Source organism: Sphingobacterium wenxiniae (assembly GCF_900116225.1).
Taxonomy (GTDB): Bacteria; Bacteroidota; Bacteroidia; order Sphingobacteriales; family Sphingobacteriaceae; genus Sphingobacterium; species Sphingobacterium wenxiniae.
Genome location: NZ_FOZZ01000002.1, coordinates 22,439 through 39,972, shown reverse-complemented (window position 1 = coordinate 39,972; position 17,534 = coordinate 22,439). Strand labels below are relative to the sequence as shown.

Genomic DNA, 17,534 nt, shown 5'->3' with positions numbered 1-17,534 from the left:
TTTTATATCAATTCGATTTCTGAAATCTGGTTACCCTGCTTCGTCCGAATGTATTTATATTTGACATTCTGGTTTAGCTGCAACACCATGCCGGCTAATGTATCATTGAAATAAACAGTATCCCTTGTCTGATTATCCCGGACGAAACCATAATGTCCGGCTTCGTTATAATAGGATACCTTTCCATACTGAAATTCTTCCGTAGGGTCTTTTGGCCGTTCTAAATCTGTTTCTTTAAATTTATAGGGCTTTTCAGGCGGACGATCCGAGATATTTCCAAATTCATCTACATAAGCAAACATATCCTCCAAGGATTTGCCTTTGCTATTATTGGATTTGTTGAACTCCCGTCTTTCCAGTTTTTCTTGTTTCTTCTGTTGCTGTTTTTTTGCTCGTTCTTTTTTCTTGAATGTTAATTGATTTCTTGACATTAAAAGGGGTTAAAATAAAAAAATATTGCTGCTGCAAGTCTTAAAGTAGCGGAAATAGCTTTGGATAAGAAATAAAAGCCTTTTTAAGAGATGTTTACAAATATACGATTTTAACCCGAGAAAAACGAATAGATGCTTTCTCTTCATAAGTCTTGTTATGTTTATTTTCTTTGATCAAAATTTCTTTGCCACCTGAGCCATGGCAAAGAAATATACAAGAAAACCTCGCCTACAACATCGTTGTAGGACAAACATAATCACTCACATCAAAACCACCCGACTCTTTAATAGCTTTGAATCCTCCTTGAATATCAATCAGATTTTCATAACCTCGCGCTTTTAGAATAGAGATAAAAATCATGGAGCGGTATCCTCCTGCGCAATGTACATAATACGTCTTGTCTTTATCCACCTCCGAAAGGTACTCGTTAATATAATCCAAGGGCATATTTTCAGCACCAATAACATGTTCGGAGTAATGTTCACTCTTTTTACGTACGTCGAGAATATGCAATTCAGGGTCTCTTTGTAACCTTACGTGCAATTCTTCTACCGGAATGGATTCAATACGATCTATTTCTTTTTGGTCAGCTTCCCAAGCTTCAATACCTCCGTCCAAAAACCCAATGGTATGGTCATAACCAACACGTGCCAGCCGCGTTACGATCTCTTCTTCCCTCCCCGGTTCAGCCACAATCAAAATAGCTTGACGAATATCTGGAATCAATGCACCAACCCATGGCGCAAAATTACCATCAATACCAATATTTATGCTGTTCGGAATAAACCCTTTCGCAAAATTTTGCGGTGCGCGGGTATCCAATATTAGCGCATCATTCGTATTTGCGGCATGTTCAAACTCCGTTGGATCTAAAGCTTTCAATCCTTTATCCAGTATTTCATCGATGCTTTCATAGCCTTGAATATTCATCAACACATTTTCGGGAAAATATGCGGGGGGAGGCATCAATCCATCCAATACTTTCTCCACAAACTCTTCTTTGCTCATCGGCTGAAGGGCATAGTTCGTCCGTTTTTGATTACCCAATGTATCGCTTGTTTCTTTACTCATGTTTTTACCACAAGCAGATCCTGCACCATGGGCTGGATATACAATAATGTCATCCGCCAAAGGCATAATCTTATGGTGTAACGATTCGTATAGATGTGCCGCCAACTTCTCCTGTGTCAAATCTGCCACCACTTTTTGCGCTAAATCTGGACGCCCCACATCGCCTATAAATAATGTATCTCCTGTGAACAAGGCGATTTCCTTTCCTTGTTCATTCATCAATAGAAAACAAGTGCTTTCCATGGTGTGACCTGGCGTATGGATAACTTTTATCTGTGCTTTTCCAAGCGCTAACACCTCACCATCTTCTGCAATATGTGCATCAAACCCTGGTTTTGCCGTTGGACCATACACAATAGTTGCTCCGGTCTTCTTCGCCAAATCCAAATGACCACTTACAAAATCGGCATGAAAGTGAGTTTCCAAAACATATTTTATCTTTGCTCCTCGCTTTTCTGCTTTACGGATATAAGGTTCTACTTCCCTAAGTGGGTCTATGACTATGGCTTCGCCATCGCTCTCTATATAGTAAGCGCCCTGTGCCAAGCATCCGGTATAAATCTGTTCAACATTCATGTTCTTTCCTTTCTTCTTTAACTACTGAAATAAAGATAGGACTCATTTATAGCCCTAGGGGTAACCTAAGTTACACTATGATTTTTCAGTTATCTTTTAATACAAGTACCTCAATATTATTACGATGCAAGCGAATCTTTCCCTCTTTTTCCAAAACCTTAAGCAAGCGTGAAATTACAACTCTTGAACTGTTCAAAGTATGCGCAATTTCGTGGTGTGTTTTGTTGATAACAGGTGAATTATTGACTTTGACCGTTTCTTGGAGATAATTTTCTAAACGTTCGTCTAGATGCATAAAAGCAATGCTATCAATAGCGGACAATAATTCATTAAAACGGTTATTATAACTTTCAAGGATAAAATTTCGCCAAGAACGATACTTCCCCATCCATTCCTCCATTTTCCCTACTGGAATCATCAGCAATACACCTGCATTCTCGGCCACAGCCTTAATCTCGCTTTTTTTATCACCCATACAACAAGCTAACGTCATGGCGCATGTATCTCCCTTTCCTAAAAAATACAACAAAAGCTCTCCTTTGTCTGCATCTTCACGCATCACTTTTATTGCACCACTTAGTAGCAGTGGCATCGTTTTGATATACCTACCAATCTCAATCAGCACATCGCCATCTTGAAAGGCTTGCAACTGACCAACGACAATCAGTTCTTCGATCAAAGGCTTTTCAAAAACACCAGTATAAACATCATAAAGTAATGCTTGCTTGTCCATATTAATGTGGTAATTTATCTTTTAGCAGGCCATAGAGCCAAGTACCTAACAAAGCCCCCAATATCACCACTAAAATAGGTAAATATCCGGCACCCAACAAAACAAACATCGGCCCTGGACAAGCTCCCGCTAAAGCCCAACCCAACCCAAAAATAATTCCGCCAAAAAGATACCGGGAAATACTTTTTTCTTTGTCAGCTATTTTAATCGTATTACCCGCTACGTCCTTCATTTGTTTACGCTTGATATATTGTGTCCCTAATATCCCCAATATCAAAGCAGAACCTATTACTCCGTACATATGAAAAGACTGAAACTGGAACATCTCAAAAATCCTGAACCAGGATGCTGCTTCGGACTTATACATCACAATACCGAAGAAAATGCCGACTAATAAATATATAATATTCTTTCTCATTATCTTATCCTTAATTCTTTAAAACAACAGTGGGAAAATCAAATGTACCATAAGAAGTCCTCCGATAAAGAAGCCGATAGTTGCCAGCAAAGAGGGCAACTGCAAATTGCTCAATCCCGAAATAGCATGTCCCGAGGTGCAACCTCCTGCATAACGGGAACCAAAACCGATAAGCATTCCTCCTCCTAATAAAAGTAGTACTGTTTTCACATCTGAAAATGCCCCATCGCCATATAATTCCGTAGGAGCATAAGCCTGCCCTGCACTTTCAAAACCATGTCTTTGAAGTGTAGCTACTGTATCAAGGTTAATTTCGGGAACTTGTTGAACAGCAAGATAATGCGATGCAATATACCCACCGATTACAGCACCTAGAAGAACCCAAAGATTCCAACTTTGGGACTTCCAATCGAAGCAAAAGAAATCACAGGTCTTCCCTGCTCCACAGATACTACACATAGTCCTAAAATTAGATGATACGCCAAAGCTTTTCCCAACATATAATAGGGTGAACATCGTCAAAGCTATAAGCGGGCCTCCTACATACCAAGGCCAGGGTGCTAAAATCCATTCCATATAATGATTTAATTGTTATTGCTACAAAAATGAGGTAATAAGTGGAAATACTTGGTTACATAGGTTACAATTGGGGAAAGTTAGATATTTCCCTCCACAAACACCTCCCTAAACAGTATATAGGCTCCGATAATTAGAATAAGATAAGCAAATAGTTTTTTGAGGCTTTTGCCATCCATTTTTCGGGACACGGCAAAACCAATAAAAAGTCCTAAAACAGTAAGAAAAGTATAGGTCAGGATCATTAACCAGTCAAATTCTGCAAACTTCTCTAAATCACCCAATACACCGAAAAACGAGTTGATCGCAATAATAGCCAGAGAGGTTGACACGGCTCGTTTAATGGGCATCCTAAAGAAATTAATCAATGCAGGGATAATCAAAAAACCACCACCAGCGCCTACTACACCAGTAACCATACCTACAAAAACACCTTGCCCAATGACTAAGCTCAAAGGTGTATTGACACGTTCGGGAATAATCGTCGTATCATTATTAGCGCCCTTAATCATTGAAATAGCGGATGCCAGCATAACAAAGGCAAAGATAATCATCAACAACACCTCCTGCTCGAACTCCCAAGGGCCGATATGAATAACATCCGGCACTAAAGGCAAAATAAAAGTTCTTGTGATGAATACCATTACTAAAGATGGAAGACCAAAAGCGAATACTTTTTTCACATCCACTTCCTTTTCCCTATATCCTTTCACAGCACCAACAAATGAGGTAATACCAATTGCAAACAAAGAATAGGTTGTCGCAAGAATCGGATTCACTCCCATGAGATAAACCAATATAGGTACTGTCAATATTGTTCCTCCACTACCAACCAGCCCTAATGTTATACCGACTACAATCGCTAATATTAATCCTATTACCATATCTGGTTCTTTCTTCTTTATTCTTGATTCTTTGCTCTTTACTCTTCTTCTTCGTCTACAAATGTCCAATAATAAATTTTAATCCAAAGCAACTTCGGTTACATTTCTCCGATATCACAAAAAATAATCTTTCCATTCCTTTAATATCAGTCGGTTTAGCTATTTTTGCAGGCAAGATGTCAGATTTAAAATATAACCAAAGAGGTGTATCCGCAGGAAAAGAGGATGTACATAATGCGATCAAGAACATTGACAAGGGTTTGTTCCCTAAAGCTTTCTGCAAGATTATCCCAGATATTTTGGGTGGCGATGAGAACTGGTGTAACATTATGCATGCCGATGGAGCTGGCACTAAATCCTCTTTAGCCTATGTGTACTGGAAAGAAACAGGTGATGCTTCCGTATGGCGCGGTATAGCGCAGGATGCTATCATTATGAATATTGATGACCTACTTTGTGTAGGGGCAATAGACAATATCCTGCTTTCCTCAACTATCGGTAGAAATAAAAACTGCATCCCAGGTGAAGTAATCGCCGAAATCATCAACGGCACCGAGGAAATCCTGGAAGAACTTCGCAAGTTAGGTATTGGTATCTATTCTACAGGAGGTGAAACAGCTGATGTTGGAGATTTGGTGCGTACTATTATTGTAGACAGCACCGTAACTTGCCGTATGAAACGTGAAGATGTCATCTCCAACCACCGTATCCAAGGTGGGAATGTTATCGTCGGCTTGGCTTCTTATGGCAAAGCAAACTACGAAAAAGAATATAATGGCGGCATGGGATCCAATGGGTTAACTTCCGCACGCCATGACGTATTTCACAAAGCCATAGCAGAGAAATACCCAGAAAGCTACGATCCAGCAGTGCCTTATGAATTGGTATTTGCCGGTGGGTGTGCCTTAACGGATAAAATCAAAACAGAGACCGGAGAGGAAGTTACGGCAGGCAAATTGGTGCTCTCTCCAACACGTACCTATGCACCTGTTATTAAAGCAATTTTAGACAAATACCGTAAACAGATTGACGGCATGGTTCATTGTTCAGGAGGTGCACAAACCAAAGTGTTGCACTTTGTAGAAGATGTACACGTCATAAAAGACAACCTCTTCCCTATTCCTCCACTATTTGAGCTTATCCAGAAGCAATCTAATACAGATTGGAAAGAGATGTATAAGGTATTTAATATGGGCCATCGTATGGAACTGTATGTATCCGAAGAAATTGCTGCTGATATCATCGCTATTTCCGAGTCTTTTGGTATTCCTGCACAGATTATCGGACGTGTAGAATCTGCTTCGCAGAAAAAAGTGACCATCCGTTCCCCTTTTGGAGAATTCATATACGAATAGGACAATGCCTGTATTGCCTCAGAAGCCCATCATTGGCAGTGTGGAAATCGTAGACCTACCCGAGCTTGGCTTGTATAACATACAAGCGAAAATCGACACAGGCGCGGCAACATCGGTATTGCATTGCGAGAACTTTGAAATTTTTGAGAAGAACGGACATCGTTATATCCGCTGTGAACTTGACGAGCATCCGGAGACAAAACAAGGGAAATTTATCACCATTACTTTCCCTATTCACCGGGAACGCGTCGTCAAAAGTTCTTTCGGACAGGCGGAATTACGCCACATCTTTATTACAAAGATTAAGTTATTTGACACATTATTTGACATTAAACTATCTGTAAGAGACCGCTCAAACATGTCCTATCCCATGTTGTTGGGACGAAATTTTATCAATAAAAAGTTTTTAGTGGACGTATCACAAAAATATTTAGCTAAAAACACAGGTTAGCAAAACCTGACACACCGTCTATCTGTTAATTACAATAAAAAAATACATCAAGTGAATATCGCTGTCTTATCTACGAATAGAAATCTCTATTCGACACGCCGTTTCGTTGAAGCGGCTGAAGCCCGAGGACATAACTGTCAGGTCATCGACCATAGCAAATGCTACGTCGGTATCCAACAAGGCAAGCCCACTATACATTATAAAGGACAGGATCTGTCCCACATTGATGCCATCATTCCGCGTATCGGCTCCTCCATCACGTTCTACGGATCGGCTATTGTCCGACAATTTGAAGTTATGGACGTCGTGTCAGCTAATCCTAGTCAAGCGATTACACGTTCGCGCGATAAACTGCGCTGTATGCAAATCCTCTCCGGTGCTGGATTGGGATTGCCAATAACTGGTTTTGCTCGTTCGGTATCTGACGTGGATGATTTAATCAATATGGTTGGTGGAGCTCCTTTGGTCATCAAATTATTGGAAGGTACACAAGGTATAGGCGTCGTTTTGGCAGAAACCAAAAAGGCGGCATCTTCAGTAATAGAAGCTTTCTACGGACTTGGAAACAACATCCTTATCCAAGAGTATATTAAGGAAGCTCGAGGAACTGATATACGTGCTTTCGTTGTAGATGGCAAGGTAGTCGGTGCTATGAAACGCACGGCTAAAGAAGGTGAATTTCGGTCCAACCTACACCGTGGAGGAACAGCTAAAATCGTAAAACTAACACGAGCTGAGAAAGAAACGGCCATCTCGGCTGCAAAAGCCATGGGACTAACTGTAGCTGGAGTGGATATGCTCCCTTCCGCCCGCGGACCGCTTATTCTGGAGGTAAACTCTTCCCCAGGACTGGAAGGTATCGAGACCGCTACTGGTAAGGATATAGCGACCGAAGTAATCAAATATCTTGAAAACCAGTATACCATTAAACAGGCATCAGTACCGACAACCGGAAGAAAAAGAAAAGTAAAAAAGGAAAGTAAATTATAAGAAAAGCGGTTTTGAAAATTTCAAAACGTAAAAATGCGTCATTGCGAGGAACGTAGTGAGGAAGCAATCTGCATTTTTGCCATCACTCCCGCTCAAAGCGGGACTTCGAGACCTCGCAATGACGGTGACGGCAAGCTTTTTGGAATCAGCTATTGATAGCTTTCCAAATCATATCTTTAAGCTGCTGAATATTTTTCCCTGACACGGAGGATATAAAAACTGATGGTATTCCTTGTGGCAAAGTTTCAGCCATCTCTTGTTCCAATTCATCATCCAACATGTCTGATTTTGTAATAGCCAACAAACGTGGTTTGTCTACTAATTCTGGATTGTATGCGGTGAGTTCATTCAACAAAATCTGATATTCTTCTTCAATACTTCTATCAGTATCCGCAGGAACCATAAACAAAAGCACTGAATTACGCTCAATATGACGCAGAAAACGGTATCCCAATCCTTTGCCTTGTGATGCCCCCTCAATAATACCGGGAATATCAGCCATTACAAAAGACTTGTTATCCCGATAGCCGACAATCCCCAAGTTAGGCACTAAAGTCGTGAAAGGATAATTGGCAATTTCGGGTTTAGCTGCCGAAACTACAGAAAGTAATGTAGATTTACCCGCATTCGGAAAACCGACCAAACCCACATCGGCTAGCACCTTCAACTCCAGTATGATCCACTCTTCTTTACCAGGCATACCCGGTTGTGCAAAGCGTGGAGTCTGTTGTGTAGAAGATTTAAAATGCCAATTTCCCAATCCGCCACGTCCACCTGGCGTAAGAATTTTTGTCTCACCGTCTTCTGTAATTTCAAAAAGGATCTCGCCGGTTTCAGCATCTTTGGCTATCGTGCCCAAGGGCACTTCCAATATATCATCCTTACCGTTTGCCCCACTTCGAAGCCCGCTTCCCCCCGGTTCGCCATTGGCGGCAATAATATGTTTGCGGTATTTCAAATGCAGCAACGTCCAATGCTGTGTTGACCCTTTGAGGATAATGTGACCGCCACGACCACCATCTCCACCATCGGGTCCACCTTTGGCAGTGAACTTATCACGATGCAAATGCGCCGAGCCTGCCCCTCCATGTCCGGAGCGACAACAGACTTTCACATAATCAACAAAATTAGAACCTTGCGCCATATATTAGATATCAGATAATAGCAATAAGATGTCAAGCTATTTGCTTGAAATCTCATTGTAGTCGTTAAAAAATTATGCTTTATAGCTATCTACAACAGCAGTTAAAGAAGCAAAAATCGTGTCGATATCGCCAATACCATTTACTTTAGACAGCTTACCTTGTCCTTCATAATATGGCAACACATGGATTGTTTTGCTGAAGTATTCCTCAATGCGTTTTTTAAGCTTATCTGCAGCGTCATCAGCACGGCCAGAAATTTCCTGACGTTTAGCGATACGCTGTGTCAACTCTTCTTCGGTTACATCCAAAGCCACTACACCAGAAATCTCTTCACCGATAGAAGCCATGAAAGCATCCAAAGCTTCAGCCTGTCCTACCGTACGTGGAAATCCATCAAAGATAAACCCTTTTGCTTGCGGGTTTTTCTTGATTTCTTCCTCTAACATAGCAATCGTTATCGAATCAGGAACCAGATTACCATCTGCAATAATTTGACTTACTTGTTGTCCAAGTTCAGTCTGTCCTTTAATATGTGCACGGAAGAGATCACCCGTTGAGATATGTACTAATTGATATTTTTCAATTAACTTTTCCGATTGGGTACCTTTACCAGCCCCTGGAGGCCCGAATAAAACGAGGTTTAGCATGAGTTAAGTATGTTATGTTCGCAAAAAAAGCCTAATCCATCTTTTTGAGAATTAGGCTTCGCTATATTACTTCGTGCGCTCCAAGGGAGTCGAACCCCTAACCTTCTGATCCGTAGTCAGATGCTCTATCCAATTGAGCTAGGAACGCGGCTACCATTACTTCCTGACTTATGGCCTTTTCTGTTTTGGTGATGCAAATATAGCGAAATTCAAGCGCTACACAAACTTTTTTTCAATTTTGTTAAGCTATATAAATTGTATTTTGCACACCACTTAATGATTAGAATGTCCCCCATAACATCATAGATTATGATAACCAAAAGTTATAGCCCATAAAAAAGTGTCATTTCCATGTCATGCCATCTTTCAAGAGATTTGCAACATGGAACAACAAAATACAAATCAAGACACTATATCTGATATAAAAGGAATACTCCGCTATGTTAAATTTTTAGCCGTGCTGTGTATCATCCTGTTGATAGTTGTGCCCATACTACTGCATGTCAACGCAGGCAGATTGCCTTCAGAGGAAAACGAAGAAAAAAATTCAACAGCAGAAACAGCAATCCTAACCGACAATTTCCAAATTCCACCTTTTGACGATACAGAAGAAGGTCGGATGGCTGAATATGGATACCGCTTGATTACCGAAACTTATGCCCTTATAGGTCCTGGGACAGCATTGGCCACAACAGGCAACAGACTGGCTTGCTCAAGCTGTCACCTCGAAGGTGGAACCAAACCCTATGCAGCACCCTACGTAGGGTTGAGCGGAATATTCCCTATGTATTCGGGTAGAGAAGACCGGGTTGGGTCGCTGGAAGAACGAATCAACGGCTGTTTCGAACGGAGCATGAACGGGAAAGCCATCGATGTCAACAGCAAGGAAATGCGTGCTATGATGAGTTATATTAAACACATCAGCAAAGATGCACCTGTCGGAAATCGAATCAAAGGACAGGGCTTTGTAGATTTTGTTGCTCCGGATAGACCAGCGGATATAGAGAAAGGCGCTTTGGTCTATAAAAACACCTGTCTATCATGCCACGGTGCCAACGGTGAAGGCATCAAAGGGATCGCCGGTAATAGAGAAGGTGGTTACATTTATCCACCTCTATGGGGTGATGACACCTATAACGATGGTGCTGGCATGGCGCGCTTGATTACTGCCGCCAGATTCATTAAAGGGAACATGCCCTACGGGGTGACCCATGATGCGCCTCAACTCAGCGACGAAGAAGCTTATGATGTAGCTGCATATATTAATAGTCACAACAGACCCGAAAAAGCAAATAAAGAATTGGACTACCCCAATCTGGCAAAGAAGCCTAAAGATTGCCCTTATCCACCTTATAACGACAATATTCCACAGGAACAACATAAAATTGGCCCATTTAATTTTTAAACGAAAACACAGTACACATGAGACAGAAATTCATTCTATTGGCATTTATCGCTATCGCGTGCTTAACGACACAAACACATGCACAGGAAGCATTGGAACAGAACAAGCTCTACAACGGAGCACAAGCTACGGAGCAAGTCTATAAGGCGATCTATCAAATGGATAATGGTTCGCCCGAAATTATCAAGAAGACGATTCGGAATATCAACAACCTGCTGAAAGATCCGAGGCTAAAAGGAAAAGTGCAGATAGAGCTTGTCGCCTTTTCCTGTGGCACAGAAGCCTACCGCAAAGGCAGCGAATACGAAGAAGCCATCAAGGGACTGATTAATCAGGGCGTCATCGTTGCCCAATGCTTGAATACGCTACAAGAGCGAAAGATTAACAAGAGCGAATTATACGATTTCCTGGCTTACGTACCAACAGGAAACGGAGAGCTTCTTATCAGAGCCAACGAAGGTTGGACAATTATCAAACCATAAAGAAGTAGACACAATGATATTATTTAAAAAACTTGTTTACGGCGTTTCGCTGATATTTCTTACGACCGCAGCAACTGTTCAAGCGCAAGATGCGCACCGCTTTGACCCACCGTGGAACACAGCTCCGAAAGCTGCAGTTGAATTTACAATAAAAGGGATAAATAATGTACCCGATCTCTATGGAGATATTGTCGACCCGCAGCTTGTTGTCTTTTTTGCCGGTAATCAGTTTATGTGCATTGACGAACTTTTGGAAGGTTTCAAAAAGAAGCATCCTCATATCGAGCGTATTTTTGCGGAAACATTACCTCCAGGTATATTGGCAAAGCAGATTGAAGGCGGTTCGTTGACCATTGGAAACCTTCGCATTACTCATAAACCGGATGTATATACTGCCGGGAAATCAAGGATAGAATTGATGGAGGATCATTTTAGCCGGATAGAAAGCTACGCCTATAACAAGCTAAGCCTTATGGTGCCGTCGGGAAATCCCCAGAAGGTTCATAAACTAACAGATCTTCAATCCAAAAATGTGCGGGTAAGCATGCCTAACCCTGCTTGGGAGGGCATTGGCCGACAGATAGAAATTGCTTATAAAAAAGCTGGCGGAGATGCATTACACCAAGCAATAATGGAAAAGAAGGTGGAAGACGGCTCAACTTATCTCACACGCATTCATCATCGGGAAAGCCCTTTGAGAATACTTTTAGGAGAGAGCGATGCTGCACCTGTTTGGACTTCTGAAGTCGTTTACCAAAAAATGATAGGGCATCCTGTTGATGAAGTAGAAATCCCACAAGAACACAATATCAGGTCAACATATTGTGCCGGTAGGCTCAAAAATGCACCCAGACCTGAAGCGGCAGATTTATTTATGGAATACCTGATTTCCGATGAAGCAAAGGAAATATATAAAAAGTATGGATTTGAAGTTGAATAGCCGGATATATAGAAATTTTAAGTATAATTGGTCATGATCCATGTTGATTTCAAAATATTGGTGTTTATTTCTGCTGCAAGGAATCTGAACTTTACGAGAGCTGCGAAGGAGATGAATATCTCCCAACCAGCTGTCAGCAAGAACATTCAGGAACTCGAAGCACAGGCTGGCCGCAATCTTTTTGAAAGGAGCGGACATCGTTTGACGCTCACAGAAGCTGGACAATTGTTCTTGAAGCATGCTATACGGCTCACCTCCATTTACGAAACACTTAACGGAGAATTAGGTCTACTGGATGGTGTTTTATTAGGTGAGCTTAGACTGGGGGCAAGCACGACCCTCTCTCACTATATCTTGCCCGAAATATTAGCAGAATTCCACCTCTCGTTTCCAAGCATCAACGTAAAAGTTCTTCATGGCAATTCCAGAAAGATAGAAGAACTTTTGTCGGACAAAACCATAGATTTAGGGGTGGTAGAAGGACTATCGGACAATTCATCGATGAAATACGAGACTTTTCTTAAAGATGAAGTGGTGTTGGTAACCCGGAAAGGAAATCCCAAATTAAAAGGAAAGGATACACTTTCGCCCAAACAGCTTATGAACTTGGAATATGTGCTCCGAGAAGAGGGCTCCGGTACAAATGATGTCATCCAAAAAGCTGTTACGCTAGTAGGGATAGATTGGCATTCGCTGTATGTTAAAGTACATCTGGCAAGTTCGGAAAGCATCAAGAATTTTCTGTTGAAGACGAACTGTTTTTCCTTCTTGTCGGTACACGCCATCTCCAAAGAGTTGCAAAGCGACGAATTGGAAATCGTTGACGTAGAAAACCTTAATATGGAGCGCAACTTTTATTTTGTCAGGCCGCACGGAGTCATCGGTCACTTACCCGAAGCTTTTAGAAGATTTGCCTATCAGCGATTTGAAAAGAATGGCATTTTCCATCCGGATGGTTGATACAACCATCCGTTTTCCCAAGAAAAAGTCAAGCTAATAATCCATCAACCTTCAACTTCTTGAAAGCCTCGATGACGCCTACCACTTGAGCAGGTTCCTTAGCATATTCCATTGCATCAAAAAACTTAACCGCTCCTATTTCATGACTTGGCACGACAGCTTCTTTTAAGTCATACAGATAGCAGTCCTGTTCCATTACGACATCTTTCTGCTCTCCATAAGCAGGCGCGGTAATATGGTAGTAGTATTGTAAATCTTCTGCATCAATCTTCAGCGTAAGTTCTTCCCATATCTCTCTTTGTAAAGACTGCAGGGATGTTTCCCCGGCATCCACTTTTCCACCAGGAAGATACCAGGCCTTCTTATTGTTGCTGTAAGCCAAAAACAGTTTATTGTCCTGCACGACAATCAATCCAGCAGTTTTAATAATTTTTGTCGACATCGGGTTATTCTTTAAAACAAATGTTCAAAACTACAAAAAGACATCGTTTATTCTTAAGTTTTTGTAGCTTTATCTATTGTGAGCAACACCATTTATATCCGACCATTCATCAATAGTGACAAAGCCGAGCTTTTAACGCTGTTGCAGTTAAACATACCAAAATACTTTGACCAAACCGAGGTTGCAGATTTCAGGACGTATCTGGATCAGGAGGTTGAGCTATACTTCGTTATAGAGATGAATGGAATTTTAATCGGTTCGGGAGGGATTAATTTTGAGGACGACCAACAGATAGGAAAAATCAGTTGGGATCTGATACATCCAGACTTTCAAGGTATGGGTATTGGAGCAAAACTATTGTCCCATCGGTTGAATATCCTCAAATCAATGAGCAATATCAAAATCATCATGGTAAGAACCTCTCAGCTTGCTTACAAATTTTATGAGAAGAATGGTTTCGAACTACAGGAAATACATCAGGACTACTGGGCTCAAGGCTTCGATATGTACAAAATGATATATCCACTTGATGATCTAATCAAAGACCGTAACTGTTAAAACCAAAAAGGTTAACTTTGCTCCAAATTATATATAACGCATGATTAGCATCAATAAAGAACATATTTTTCCTATTGAAGACGTATTATTCACATTTGCTTTAGCATCCGAGGCTGCAGATGTATTCACAGGCTACCGACTTTTAATCTGTGGTATTGGCAAAGTTAACGCAGCCTATAACCTAACAAAAGCCATTCAGCAAAAGAAACCTTCATTAATTGTAAATCTGGGTTCTGCCGGGAGCAATCATTATCAAAAAGGCGAGGTTATCTGCTGTACAAAATTTGTACAAAGAGATATGGATGTACGCGGATTAGGCTTTGACCTATACGAAACACCCCTGTCGGGATTACCCATTGTCCTAGAATACGGATTGAAGATGGATGGTCTGCCTGAAGCTATTTGTGGAACGGGTGATAATTTTGAAATGGCACATGCCGAAACTATTTACAATATCGTGGATATGGAGGCCTATGCCTTAGCTTTGGTCGCTAAACAGGAAAATATCCCGTTCCTTAGCCTAAAATATATTTCAGACGGTGCGGATGACAATGCAGCTGAGGATTGGACAGTCCAGGTACATAAGGCAGCTGTTGCTTTCGGTGAGGTACTCAAGTTAAATAGCAACAAAATTTCAATATAAATCCAACTTTTGCCCAAGCATGCAGAACTATATCACGCAAGACACAACCTTCAATAAAGACGAACAACTCCCAAGAGGCGAGTACGAAAATTGTATTTTCAATGGTTGCAATTTTTCCGATAGCGATCTTTCGGCTTTCAAGTTTATAGACTGCGTTTTCAACGGATGCAATTTCACATTAGCGAAAGTCAACCAAACTGGTTTTCAAAATGTACAATTCAAAGATTGCAAGATGCTCGGACTACACTTCGATACCTGCGACGATTTTGGTCTTTCTTTTTCATTTGACAATTGTCAGTTGAACCATTCGTCATTCTATAAAACAAAAATCAAGAAAACCATTTTTAGGAATTCCCTATTGCAAGAGGCCGATTTTGCAGAAGCAGACCTCTCCTCAGCTATTTTTGATAACTGCGACCTAACACAAGCCGTCTTCGACCGTACGATATTGGAACGTGCAGACTTCAGAACTGCCCGACATTATTCCATCCCTCCTGAGACCAACCGTATCAAGAAAGCAAAATTCTCCTTATCGGGTATCCCCGGGCTTTTGGACAAATACGATATCCAGATTGAAAATAGTTAAAGCGCATAAGTAAAAGCTGAACAATATTATTTCAACGACTTATGAACCAAATTAGCTCGGGGTCGTACAAAATAAGTGTATTACTCCTTCTCTGGAACAATCCATAAAAATACTTTGTCTCCGCCCACTTCAATTTCTCTTTCCGGTTCCCAATCACCCATATCGAAAGCATGCGATACCACACGCGTACCTGGTCTTAGTTCCTCCATGATTTTAGGACGCAGTTTCAAGTTCACTGAAGGTAAAAGATACAAAGTCAATACATCTGCTTTGCTAGAATCAAAGTCAAACAAATCACCTTCAATAAATTTCACCTTATCAGCTAACCCTGCTACCTGTGCATTTGCATTAGCCTCTTTGATGCGTTGCGGATCCAAATCAATTCCTGTGGCTATTGCTCCGCGTTTAGCCGCCGAAATCACAATCCTACCATCTCCACAACCTAAATCGTAATGGATATCACCTGACTTGATACCAGCAAGGTCAAGCATAGCATCCACGACAGCCTGATTGGTGGGTACATACGGCACATCCAATTCTTTTGTCTGCGCAAAAGTTTGTAGCCCTCCCAAAACAAAAAGGACTACCAAAAAATTTCTTAAAGTTTTCATACACAAATAACGTTAAATATATTACACAATTACATCTTCTCACTTCCTTTGCCAGGCATGAGCCAAAAAAAGCACATTCCTAATGCAAGTACAATGATACCTAACCATGCTCCTTTGCTTGCAAATACCAAACTAGAATACAGCAGATACCCCGAGCTTAAACAGAATATAAACGGCAAAACAGGATAAAATGGGACTTTAAAAGGTCGCACAGCTTCTGACTCTTTATAGCGCAGCACAAAAAGTGCAATCCCTGTACATAAAATAAAGAACCAAAATACCGGCGCTGTAAAATCGACCATAGATTCGAATCCACTACGGGCAAAAGAACCGATAACAATCAATACTGTAGCAATAGCTCCCTGAATGAGTAACGCATTTACGGGTGTAGATTTACGTGATTGCCATTTTCCCATAAAAGAAAAGAACGGAAAATCCCGTCCTAAAGCATGATTGGTTCGCGCGCCTGTAAAGATTGTCGCATTTGTAGAAGTCAATGCGGCTATCATCACTAACAAACCGATAAAAACAACGCCTGCTTCACCCATTGTTATCCGCATCATGTCTACTGCTACCGCATCTGACTGTGCCATGCCTTCCATACCAAGCACATGGAGATAAACCAAATTGATGAGCAGGTAAATCCCTGTGATCAGCAATATACTCACCACCATTACCGTCGCCATTTTTTTACTCCCACCTCGCATCTCGGCGGAGATGTACCCCGCCTCATTCCAACCACCGAAAGTCAACAGAACCATAATCAGTGCCGCCCCCATCGCCTTTGCCATATGGTTGCTTTGCTCGAGGCTTTGAGACTCAGCTACAACCCCATCCCCTCGTCTGAAAAAAAGACCAACAATCACCAGAATAAAAAGTCCAATGAACTGCAAACTAACCAATATCTTTTGTGCACTTGTCCCGACATGAACGCCAACAATATTCACCATGGTCAATCCAATGACCACAATCGCCGCATAGATGGACGAAGAATAAGGGCCAATAGCATACAATTCTGCCATATAATCACCCACGATAAACGCTAACAAAGCTATGGAACCAGTCTGTATAACACTCATCCTTGCCCAAGCAAACAGGAAGGCAAACCGTCGACCAAAAGCTCGATACAGAAAGTGGTAGTCTCCTCCTGTATTTGGAAAAGCAGCTGTCAACTCCGCATAGCACATCGCACCTACCAACGACACTACACCGCCCAAACCCCACACGAATAAAAACAACTGCCAGCTGCCAGTATGCGATGCGACAATTGACGGTGTACGAAAAATACCAGCTCCTACTACAATCCCTACAATGACAAAAACCGCATCGGTGACACTCAGTACCTGCTTTGGCGTATTACCCCTTCCTACCTCACCATCCAAAGCCGCGTCCCTATTCTGATAAGAGCTTGTTTTCCCTTCCTTCATATAATGTATTGAACTTTTTTATAAAAAAAGATTAGTAAAAAGCAAAAATAGGCAAAACGGTTAGAACCGTTGCTATACAATGCTTTATAAAATAGTAGTCTTGGTTTGGAACTCGGTGTCTGATAGGTTTTGGGCTTAAAACGACAAGGTTAGGTTACTAATTCGTTACCGATTGACAAAGGCAATAGCATATATTATAACT

Annotated in this window: 21 protein-coding genes and 1 tRNA gene; 10 read left to right on the top strand and 12 right to left on the bottom strand. The window is 41.3% G+C overall.

Features of this window, described 5'->3' with window-relative positions; genetic code table 11:
• Positions 1-2 precede the first annotated feature (2 nt).
• From BM375_RS02570 to BM375_RS02545, 6 genes are all read right to left on the bottom strand, one after another.
• Positions 3-431: a cold-shock protein gene (locus BM375_RS02570; protein WP_244525801.1), complete on the bottom strand. Its 429-nt coding sequence runs from the start codon at positions 429-431 to the stop codon at positions 3-5.
• Between the two features lie 229 nt (positions 432-660).
• Entirely contained in the window at positions 661-2,079 is a 1,419-nt protein-coding gene (locus BM375_RS02565; RefSeq protein ID WP_093363619.1) for an MBL fold metallo-hydrolase, read from the bottom strand.
• A gap of 85 nt (positions 2,080-2,164) precedes the next feature.
• Complete coding sequence (locus BM375_RS02560; protein WP_093363618.1) at positions 2,165-2,812, bottom strand: Crp/Fnr family transcriptional regulator; 648 nt, start codon at positions 2,810-2,812, stop codon at positions 2,165-2,167.
• A 1-nt stretch (position 2,813) separates the two neighbouring features.
• Positions 2,814-3,230: a YeeE/YedE family protein gene (locus BM375_RS02555; RefSeq protein ID WP_093363617.1), complete on the bottom strand. Its 417-nt coding sequence runs from the start codon at positions 3,228-3,230 to the stop codon at positions 2,814-2,816.
• Positions 3,231-3,248: 18 nt separating this feature from the next.
• Entirely contained in the window at positions 3,249-3,806 is a 558-nt protein-coding gene (locus BM375_RS02550) for a YeeE/YedE family protein (RefSeq protein WP_093363616.1), read from the bottom strand.
• An 80-nt stretch (positions 3,807-3,886) separates the two neighbouring features.
• Positions 3,887-4,690 carry a sulfite exporter TauE/SafE family protein gene (locus BM375_RS02545; RefSeq protein ID WP_093363615.1) on the bottom strand — a complete coding sequence of 268 codons (804 nt, stop codon included), beginning with the start codon at positions 4,688-4,690 and terminating at the stop codon, positions 3,887-3,889.
• A gap of 176 nt (positions 4,691-4,866) precedes the next feature.
• Here BM375_RS02545 and BM375_RS02540 point away from each other — a divergent pair, with 176 nt between their 5' ends.
• From BM375_RS02540 to rimK, 3 genes are read left to right on the top strand one after another with little or no spacing between them, the layout of a single operon-like run.
• Complete coding sequence (locus BM375_RS02540) at positions 4,867-6,045, top strand: AIR synthase related protein (RefSeq protein ID WP_093363614.1); 1,179 nt, start codon at positions 4,867-4,869, stop codon at positions 6,043-6,045.
• A gap of 4 nt (positions 6,046-6,049) precedes the next feature.
• Positions 6,050-6,496: an ATP-dependent zinc protease family protein gene (locus BM375_RS02535; RefSeq protein ID WP_093363613.1), complete on the top strand. Its 447-nt coding sequence runs from the start codon at positions 6,050-6,052 to the stop codon at positions 6,494-6,496.
• A gap of 51 nt (positions 6,497-6,547) precedes the next feature.
• The gene (rimK, locus tag BM375_RS02530) at positions 6,548-7,486 is read left to right on the top strand and encodes a 30S ribosomal protein S6--L-glutamate ligase (RefSeq protein ID WP_093363612.1); all 939 of its coding nucleotides are present in this window, start codon (positions 6,548-6,550) and stop codon (positions 7,484-7,486) included.
• A gap of 145 nt (positions 7,487-7,631) precedes the next feature.
• Here the strand turns inward: rimK and obgE are convergent, their stop codons facing one another.
• From obgE to BM375_RS02515, 3 genes are all read right to left on the bottom strand, one after another.
• The gene (obgE, locus tag BM375_RS02525) at positions 7,632-8,630 is read right to left on the bottom strand and encodes a GTPase ObgE (RefSeq protein WP_093363611.1); all 999 of its coding nucleotides are present in this window, start codon (positions 8,628-8,630) and stop codon (positions 7,632-7,634) included.
• Between the two features lie 72 nt (positions 8,631-8,702).
• On the bottom strand, positions 8,703-9,278 hold the full coding sequence (locus tag BM375_RS02520; RefSeq protein ID WP_093363610.1) for an adenylate kinase: 576 nt from the start codon (positions 9,276-9,278) through the stop codon (positions 8,703-8,705).
• A gap of 74 nt (positions 9,279-9,352) precedes the next feature.
• A tRNA-Arg gene (locus BM375_RS02515) sits at positions 9,353-9,426 on the bottom strand.
• A gap of 234 nt (positions 9,427-9,660) precedes the next feature.
• Between BM375_RS02515 and BM375_RS02510 the strand changes: the two genes are divergently transcribed.
• Genes BM375_RS02510 through BM375_RS02495 form a run of 4 tightly spaced genes read left to right on the top strand, consistent with a single transcriptional unit; the run spans position 9,661 to position 13,065 of the window.
• The gene (locus BM375_RS02510; protein ID WP_093363609.1) at positions 9,661-10,683 is read left to right on the top strand and encodes a c-type cytochrome; all 1,023 of its coding nucleotides are present in this window, start codon (positions 9,661-9,663) and stop codon (positions 10,681-10,683) included.
• A gap of 17 nt (positions 10,684-10,700) precedes the next feature.
• The gene (locus tag BM375_RS02505; RefSeq protein WP_093363608.1) at positions 10,701-11,165 is read left to right on the top strand and encodes a DsrE family protein; all 465 of its coding nucleotides are present in this window, start codon (positions 10,701-10,703) and stop codon (positions 11,163-11,165) included.
• Between the two features lie 13 nt (positions 11,166-11,178).
• On the top strand, positions 11,179-12,105 hold the full coding sequence (locus BM375_RS02500; protein WP_093363607.1) for a molybdate ABC transporter substrate-binding protein: 927 nt from the start codon (positions 11,179-11,181) through the stop codon (positions 12,103-12,105).
• 33 nt (positions 12,106-12,138) lie between these two features.
• The gene (locus BM375_RS02495; protein ID WP_244525800.1) at positions 12,139-13,065 is read left to right on the top strand and encodes a LysR family transcriptional regulator; all 927 of its coding nucleotides are present in this window, start codon (positions 12,139-12,141) and stop codon (positions 13,063-13,065) included.
• Between the two features lie 28 nt (positions 13,066-13,093).
• Here the strand turns inward: BM375_RS02495 and BM375_RS02490 are convergent, their stop codons facing one another.
• The gene (locus tag BM375_RS02490) at positions 13,094-13,507 is read right to left on the bottom strand and encodes an NUDIX hydrolase (RefSeq protein ID WP_093363606.1); all 414 of its coding nucleotides are present in this window, start codon (positions 13,505-13,507) and stop codon (positions 13,094-13,096) included.
• Positions 13,508-13,585: 78 nt separating this feature from the next.
• Here BM375_RS02490 and BM375_RS02485 point away from each other — a divergent pair, with 78 nt between their 5' ends.
• From BM375_RS02485 to BM375_RS02475, 3 genes are read left to right on the top strand one after another with little or no spacing between them, the layout of a single operon-like run.
• A complete protein-coding gene (locus BM375_RS02485) occupies positions 13,586-14,065 on the top strand; it encodes a GNAT family N-acetyltransferase (protein WP_093363605.1) in 480 nt (159 codons plus the stop codon).
• Positions 14,066-14,105: 40 nt separating this feature from the next.
• The gene (locus BM375_RS02480; protein WP_093363604.1) at positions 14,106-14,708 is read left to right on the top strand and encodes a 5'-methylthioadenosine/S-adenosylhomocysteine nucleosidase family protein; all 603 of its coding nucleotides are present in this window, start codon (positions 14,106-14,108) and stop codon (positions 14,706-14,708) included.
• Positions 14,709-14,727: 19 nt separating this feature from the next.
• Positions 14,728-15,294 carry a pentapeptide repeat-containing protein gene (locus BM375_RS02475; protein ID WP_093363603.1) on the top strand — a complete coding sequence of 189 codons (567 nt, stop codon included), beginning with the start codon at positions 14,728-14,730 and terminating at the stop codon, positions 15,292-15,294.
• Positions 15,295-15,374: 80 nt separating this feature from the next.
• Here the strand turns inward: BM375_RS02475 and BM375_RS02470 are convergent, their stop codons facing one another.
• Together BM375_RS02470 and BM375_RS02465 are read right to left on the bottom strand one after the other, a co-directional pair.
• On the bottom strand, positions 15,375-15,905 hold the full coding sequence (locus tag BM375_RS02470; RefSeq protein WP_093363602.1) for an SAM-dependent methyltransferase: 531 nt from the start codon (positions 15,903-15,905) through the stop codon (positions 15,375-15,377).
• Positions 15,906-15,934: 29 nt separating this feature from the next.
• Positions 15,935-17,332 (bottom strand): APC family permease, encoded by a 1,398-nt coding sequence (locus BM375_RS02465; RefSeq protein WP_093363601.1) that lies wholly within the window; start codon positions 17,330-17,332, stop codon positions 15,935-15,937.
• Between the last annotated feature and the right edge of the window lie 202 nt (positions 17,333-17,534).